Annotated in this window: 8 protein-coding genes and 1 pseudogene; 2 read left to right on the top strand and 7 right to left on the bottom strand. The window is 61.1% G+C overall.

Going from position 1 to position 5,851, the window contains the following annotated elements:
- Nucleotides 1-1,364 (bottom strand): 2-succinyl-5-enolpyruvyl-6-hydroxy-3-cyclohexene-1-carboxylic-acid synthase (menD, locus tag ACGVJ8_RS05555; protein ID WP_392346177.1); only part of this gene is annotated, 1,364 nt, incomplete at its 3' end.
- A gap of 75 nt (nucleotides 1,365-1,439) precedes the next feature.
- On the opposite strand from menD, the gene lepB reads away from it, so the two are divergent.
- Nucleotides 1,440-2,030, top strand: a complete 591-nt coding sequence (gene lepB, locus ACGVJ8_RS05550) for a signal peptidase I (protein WP_392346175.1) — start codon at nucleotides 1,440-1,442, stop codon at nucleotides 2,028-2,030.
- Between the two features lie 49 nt (nucleotides 2,031-2,079).
- Complete coding sequence (locus tag ACGVJ8_RS05545; protein WP_392346173.1) at nucleotides 2,080-2,433, top strand: DUF760 domain-containing protein; 354 nt, start codon at nucleotides 2,080-2,082, stop codon at nucleotides 2,431-2,433.
- On the opposite strand, the gene ACGVJ8_RS05540 is transcribed toward ACGVJ8_RS05545, so the two are convergent.
- From ACGVJ8_RS05540 to ACGVJ8_RS05515, 6 genes and pseudogenes are all read right to left on the bottom strand, one after another.
- Nucleotides 2,423-3,616: a DUF4336 domain-containing protein gene (locus ACGVJ8_RS05540; protein WP_392346171.1), complete on the bottom strand. Its 1,194-nt coding sequence runs from the start codon at nucleotides 3,614-3,616 to the stop codon at nucleotides 2,423-2,425. The two genes, ACGVJ8_RS05545 and ACGVJ8_RS05540, sit on opposite strands and share 11 nt — an antisense overlap.
- Nucleotides 3,617-3,698: 82 nt before the next feature.
- Nucleotides 3,699-4,229 carry a hypothetical protein gene (locus tag ACGVJ8_RS05535; RefSeq protein ID WP_392346181.1) on the bottom strand — a complete coding sequence of 177 codons (531 nt, stop codon included), beginning with the start codon at nucleotides 4,227-4,229 and terminating at the stop codon, nucleotides 3,699-3,701.
- A gap of 95 nt (nucleotides 4,230-4,324) precedes the next feature.
- Nucleotides 4,325-4,375: pseudogene (locus ACGVJ8_RS05530) on the bottom strand (hypothetical protein); the annotation flags it as partial.
- A 4-nt stretch (nucleotides 4,376-4,379) separates the two neighbouring features.
- Complete coding sequence (locus ACGVJ8_RS05525; RefSeq protein ID WP_392346180.1) at nucleotides 4,380-4,820, bottom strand: hypothetical protein; 441 nt, start codon at nucleotides 4,818-4,820, stop codon at nucleotides 4,380-4,382.
- A complete protein-coding gene (locus tag ACGVJ8_RS05520; protein WP_392346179.1) occupies nucleotides 4,730-4,924 on the bottom strand; it encodes a chromate transporter in 195 nt (64 codons plus the stop codon). The genes ACGVJ8_RS05525 and ACGVJ8_RS05520 overlap by 91 nt, the downstream gene beginning before the upstream one ends.
- A 357-nt stretch (nucleotides 4,925-5,281) precedes the next feature.
- Nucleotides 5,282-5,851, bottom strand: a 570-nt coding sequence (locus ACGVJ8_RS05515; protein ID WP_392346169.1) for a RimK family alpha-L-glutamate ligase, incomplete at its 5' end; no start/stop codon positions are given.

Below are 5,851 nucleotides of genomic sequence, written 5' to 3'. Positions count from 1 at the left end.
GGAGCTTCCGCAGCGGACGAGGCATGCAGCCAGCCGTTGCTGTCGTGCAGCAGCGCCCGATCCCCGGTCACCAGAGCCAGCGGACCGAGATTCGTCGCCAGACCCATGGCGAGGGACAAGGTGCCGTCAATGCCCGAGGCCCCGCGGAAGCTGAAGCAACGGTGACGGCCGCAGGCGGGCCCGCCCCAGGTCAACCAATCGCGCACCGGTGAACTGGCGGCCAGCATCACCGGCAACCGCTCCGGCAGGAGCTGGGGAAGCCAGTAAGCCAGAGCGGGCTCATTGACGGCACCACACAAGGGCAGCTGGGCCTCGATCCACGGCGCGAGGTCATTGGAGCCGGCCAATGGCTTGCTCAGCTGATCCAGAACAGGCTGTTGGGCGATCCAGGCAGCCATACCTCCCGACCATTGGCGGGCCATCTGCAGCAGATCCAATGGCCTAGAATCGCCTTCGGTGATCAACAGTTGGGGCCCCTGATGGTGCTGAAGCCAGGCCTCCAGCCGGTGGCTGGCGGGCATCGGTCCCAGCCGCAACACCTGAGCATCTTCAGGCAGGTTCAGCCAGTCCAGTTGCAGCTCCCAGTGCTCGATGCGGTTGGGGCAATCGGCGGCAAGGGCGGCGAGGGGATCGGCCAGTAGAGGCCAACCGCTGAGGTTCAGCCAGCGATGCAGCGCCTGTTGATAGGCATCCACGGAAGGCGTGAGTCCACGCCAAGGACCCGCAATCACAACCCCCGGGCGCTCTGGATCGAGGCGAGGCGCAGGCCCGATCTCGGGCGAAGTCTCCGGGCAAGCCGTTGTCGAACGTACACCCGAAATCAGCTGTTGCTGCTGTTCGAGAGTGGTGTGCAGCGGCTCCTCGAAGGGCAGGTTGAGCTGCACTGGTCCCGGCGGACCACTGGCTGCATCTTGGGCTTGCTGCCAGGCCTGAACTGCCAGGGAGTTGAGAGCTTCATTGGCCTGCGTGTGGACGCCGTCTGCCGCTCCACTGCCAAACCAGCGGCAGGCCGAGAGCAGAAAGGCTTCCTGATTAACGGTCTGGTTGGCGCCGCAGTTTTTGAGCCTGGAGGGGCGATCGGCCGTGAGCAGCAGCAAGGGCTGACAGGAGCGGTCCGCCTCCACCGCAGCGGGAAGCAGGTTGGCCACCGCGGTGCCAGAGGTGGTGACCACTGCAACGGCACGTCCATGGGCGGTCGCCATGCCGAGGGCCAGAAACGCGGCGGACCGCTCATCGATGGCCGTGACCAACTGCAACTTCGCCTGAGACGCCAGCACGCCCGCCGCTGTTGCTAGGGGACCGGAACGGCTGCCAGGGCAGAGCACAAGCTGCTTTAGCCCCTGGAGGCACAGCACCTCTAGCAAGGTGAGGGCGGCCTGTAAATTGGCGCGAGCAATAGACAGTGCAGCAGGCCAGGCTGGTGTGATCTTCGGTCAACGATGACCCAACCCACGACACCCGCTGCAGGAGAAGACAGCAAGGGCTTCTGGCGCAATCTGATTCTCTGGGCCCTGCTGGCGCTGCTGCTGCGGTGGTTGGTGGTGGAGCCGCGCTGGATTCCCTCCGGCTCAATGCTGCCCACCCTGCAACTGCAGGACCGCATCCTGGTGGAGAAGGTGAGACCCCGGCTGGCCCGCAGCCGCCATAGCCATCTGCACCAGGGCGATGTTGTGGTGTTCGCTCCGCCCGAGCAGCTCGTTGCCGCTGGCTACGACGCATCCGCTGCGCTGATCAAACGGGTGGTGGGACTGCCTGGCGATCAGCTGGACGTGCACGACGGCAGGCTGTTCCGCAACGGCGAACCGGCTGCAGAACCCTGGTTGGCGGAACCGATCAACTACGCCATGGCCCCGATCACCGTGCCGGTGGATCAGCTGTGGGTGATGGGGGACAACCGCAATGCCAGCCTCGATTCCCACCTCTGGGGATCACTGCCGGAAACCAATGTGCTGGGCACGGCGGTCTGGCGGTATTGGCCTCCGCAGAGGTTCGGTCCGTTACGGATCACCGACAACAGCGATGGCGGTTGATTCCAAGGGCCTGCGTTAGGGTCAAGTCCGTGATGAACATCACAGGCGAATGTTTAACCCCGAGTTTCTGACAACTGACAGCAGTGATGGTCAAGCGGGGAACAGCCTGATCCAATACTTGCAGGAGCAATCACCAGACACTCTTCAGCGGGTCGCTAAATCAGCAAGCAACGATATTCAGGACATCATTCGCCACAACGTTCAGGGGTTACTGGGAATGCTTCCCGGGGAACACTTTGAGGTGAAGGTGACAGCCAACCGCGACAACCTCGCCAATATGTTGGCCTCGGCCATGATGACCGGCTATTTCCTGCGCCAGATGGAACAGCGAAAGGAGCTCGAGGAAACCCTATTCGCTGACGAGCAGATGGCGATCGATCCAGAAGACGAACTTAAGCTTTGATCACAGGCTGATCAGGCAAGACGCCGAGATCCAACAAACGCTGATCAATGGATCCAAGGAATTCCCAGTTGTTTGAACTGGGAGCCCAATCTCGTTGTTGCAATGACGCGAGCAGTTGTTGAACGGTTTCGGGCGTGAATGTGACCGGCGCGCTGTAGTGGGCCGGCACCAGCCAGCGCAGCTCAGCCAGCCCGCTCAACTCGTGCAACCAAGACAACAGTGCTTCCTGGGCTCTGGGCAACACCAACCGCTCGAGCACCGGGGCCACCTGCAGCCTGGGCGCTGCGCTGCCCATCAAGCCATCGGCAGCCGCTTGCCAACCGGCCTTCCAACGGAAGGGGTAGAGACCGAAGTGGGCCTTGAGGGAGCGGAGTCCCGGCTTGAACGCATCCCGCAGCAACTCCGGCAGCTCTGGCACCTCCAGCGGTTCCGGCCTGAGATAGGAGGCAAACAGCACAAGCCGAGCCCAGCCGCGGCGGCGGGCTTCTGCTGAATCGGTGAGGGGCTCATCTCCGCGTTCACGGGCATGGAACAACAGCGGCGTTGGGTCGAGGTCGAACAAGACCGGGGGATCAGCACTGATGCCCACAAGGGCGTCGGTCACAAACAGAGCGCCTGACGGGCGATGGAAACAGGAGACTTCCTGGAAGCGGCCCACGCCAAGGTCGAGAGGTCCAAGGGAGAACCACTCACAAACATCGCCATGGGGAAGGCCATCGTCGAACAACACCTTGGTGCGGCCTGCCGGAACACCCAGCCAGGCCAGAGGCAACTGCACCGGGAAGCTCCACTGACCCGGACACACCCAGATTTCCGCATCCGGGAAGGCGCGTGCCAGGGGACCGAGGGGAAGCTTGTGCTCCAAACCAGAGGCGGTGGGCAGCACGATGGTGCGCACCGGACCGTGCTGTTGTTCCAGCCCGGCAATGGCTTGGCGAACCTCACCGGTGGGAGGCAGAGGGTTCACCAACATCAGGCCATCGGGCATCTTGGCTACGGTGAGCCGCACCGGCACGGCCACGTAATACACCCCCTGCAACTGCTCAAGGCTCCAGAGCTGGCCAGGGATCAGCTCACTGAATAGCGTGCGGCGGCGGCCATAAGGATAAAGCGGCAGCAGCGGCCAGAAACCCCAGTGCTGATCAGCAGGATTAACACCAGCTCCAGCCACCATGCTCCCCATCAATGCACTGATTCTGCACAAACAAGATCACCGCCGGGAATCACTCTCGGCGAGGATTCATGGATCCGAGACGCCTGGCAGCTCAACTGGGAGATTTGGAAATCACAGCGAACTGACCGGCGTTACGCGCAATCTCCGCCTCGATTTCCTCCGGTGTTGCATACGGAAGGCCAAAGAAAGCAGGCCGAGAAAAAGGCAGCGTTAATCCGGTGCTGAAGGACGGACGTTGGTGGAGCATCTCGATCCAGGCGAGCAGATGGCTCATCGCGGAGATGTCGACATTGGCCCAATAGGCACTAGCGCAGTAAGGAAAACAGGCGACATTCACGAGTGTGCAGCGCTGGCCGAGCACAAAAGGGCCGGTCGATGACGCGAGCAGCTCATCGAACATATGCAAACAACGTTCAGCTTCGGCAATGAAGCGACCAATGGCGAAGGGATCGTTTTGGCCGCGCACCTTGGCGATTCGCTGAAAGTACATGGCTTGCCCCATCGAAGGTCCGAGGGCGCTGACCTGCCAATGGAGCCGTTGCTTTGTCTGCAGGTGCAGCTGCAGGTCCTCATCGGCAGGGGGCAGCAAAGAGCTCGCGAAGCGAGCTGCGCTGTACTCCAAGATGGCTCCCGACTCGGCGAGTGTGCTCCGCGCGCACGATCAATCAGTGCCGGAATCCGACCATTTGGGTTGATGGAAAGAAAACGTTCACTGCGCTGTTCACTCTTATCGAAGTCCACCAGTGCCCAGTCATAGGACACACCCATTTCTTCAAAAAGGATGGGGAGCTTCCAGCCGTTTTGGGTGGCATAGATCAGACAGCAAAGGGAGCACCACATGGCCACCGCCGAACACCAAGGCTCCCGTGTGCAGGAATCCGCTGAGCTGCTGCACCAGGAGTGGCCTGGCCTCACAGAGCAAAGCCACGACCAGCAGCACTGCACAGGCCAGCAAACCCACCGCCACCGAGCGCTGCAGCGGAACCACGAGACGTTCCGGTGCCGATGGCTCCAATTCTGGCGACGTCATCGCGCACCAACCCACCAATCCACCAAGCACCAGGGCCAACAGCTGAGCCCAGACGCGAGGCACCAACAGCACCAGCACAACTGCCGCCACCATCAACACGGCGGAGGGCAAGGTGAACCCTGCCCAGGCGGCCAGACCGCCGATGCCCACCTGGGACTCGAGGGTCCAGGCAACAGCTGGCACAGGCCAACGAGATCGGCGTTGGCCTCCGCGGTGATCCAACGCTCCCGCTGCACAAAGCGCTCATGGAAGTAACCGAGATGCGCCACGTGGCTTCCAAAGGACATCAGCCCCAACACGACGAACTGAACGAACACCTGTAGCGGCCCGGGCATCAAGCCTCCAATCCCATCGCATGACGCTATTCAGGCCTTAGCCATCCGTCGGGCACGCAGAACACACCGCATCTCGTTGCTCAGCTTAGGCAGGAATGAAGCCTCTCGAACCATTGATCTCAACGTCGCTTCGACAATCGCCAGGAGATCGAAGCAAGCCAAATCACCAACACCAGCAAAGCCAGCATCGAAGCAATCGCATAGAGAAACTAAAAATCTGATGGAACGGAGAACCACATCTTCCGGTCAACAACCAGATCACGAAGCGACCAAAGTGGGGGTCGAACAGGATCGGACCCAACCCAATTTTCACTCCACTTCCTGAATCATTTGACCGGCAAGATCCTTACCCGTTGCCGTTTCAATTCCCTCAAGCCCAGGACTGGAATTCACCTCCAGAAGCAAGGGCCTGCGCTCCGAGCGGATGAGGTCCACACCGGCTATATCAAGGCCGAGAGCCCGTGTCGCCGCAACAGCCAGCTTGCGCTCCTCAGGCCGGATTCGCACCGCCAGGGCGGAACCGCCCTGGTGAATGTTGGAGCGGAAATCGCCCACAGCGGCTGGCCGCTCAATGGCTGACACCACCTTGTTGCCAATCACAAAACAACGCAGATCCTTTCCACCGGCTTCCTTGATGAACTCTTGAACCAAAAGGTTGGCGTTCAGACTCTTCATGGCATTGATCACACTCTCTGCAGCCTTCTGGGTTTCGGCCAAAACCACGCCACGCCCCTGTGCTCCCTCCAGAAGCTTGAGGATTAACGGCGCACCACCCACCATCTTGATCAGATCTTTGGTGTCGAGTGGCGAACTGGCAAAACCGGTGACCGGCATGCTCAGCCCATGACGAACAAACAGCTGTGACGCCAGAAGTTTGTC

The organism is Parasynechococcus sp., assembly GCF_042954245.1.
GTDB lineage: Bacteria > Cyanobacteriota > Cyanobacteriia > PCC-6307 > Cyanobiaceae > Parasynechococcus.
The sequence above is the reverse complement of the archived record's forward strand: the minus strand, read 5'-3'. Positions and strand labels throughout refer to the sequence as shown.

What these genes read in the sequence shown, in the direction of transcription:
- lepB (WP_392346175.1), top strand. Translation starts at nt 1,440, where the DNA reads ATGACCCAACCCACGACACCCGCTGCAGGAGAAGACAGCAAGGGCTTC.
- ACGVJ8_RS05540 (WP_392346171.1), bottom strand. Translation starts at nt 3,616, where the DNA reads ATGGGGAGCATGGTGGCTGGAGCTGGTGTTAATCCTGCTGATCAGCAC.
- ACGVJ8_RS05545 (WP_392346173.1), top strand. Translation starts at nt 2,080, where the DNA reads ATGTTTAACCCCGAGTTTCTGACAACTGACAGCAGTGATGGTCAAGCG.
- ACGVJ8_RS05520 (WP_392346179.1), bottom strand. Translation starts at nt 4,924, where the DNA reads ATGTCCTTTGGAAGCCACGTGGCGCATCTCGGTTACTTCCATGAGCGC.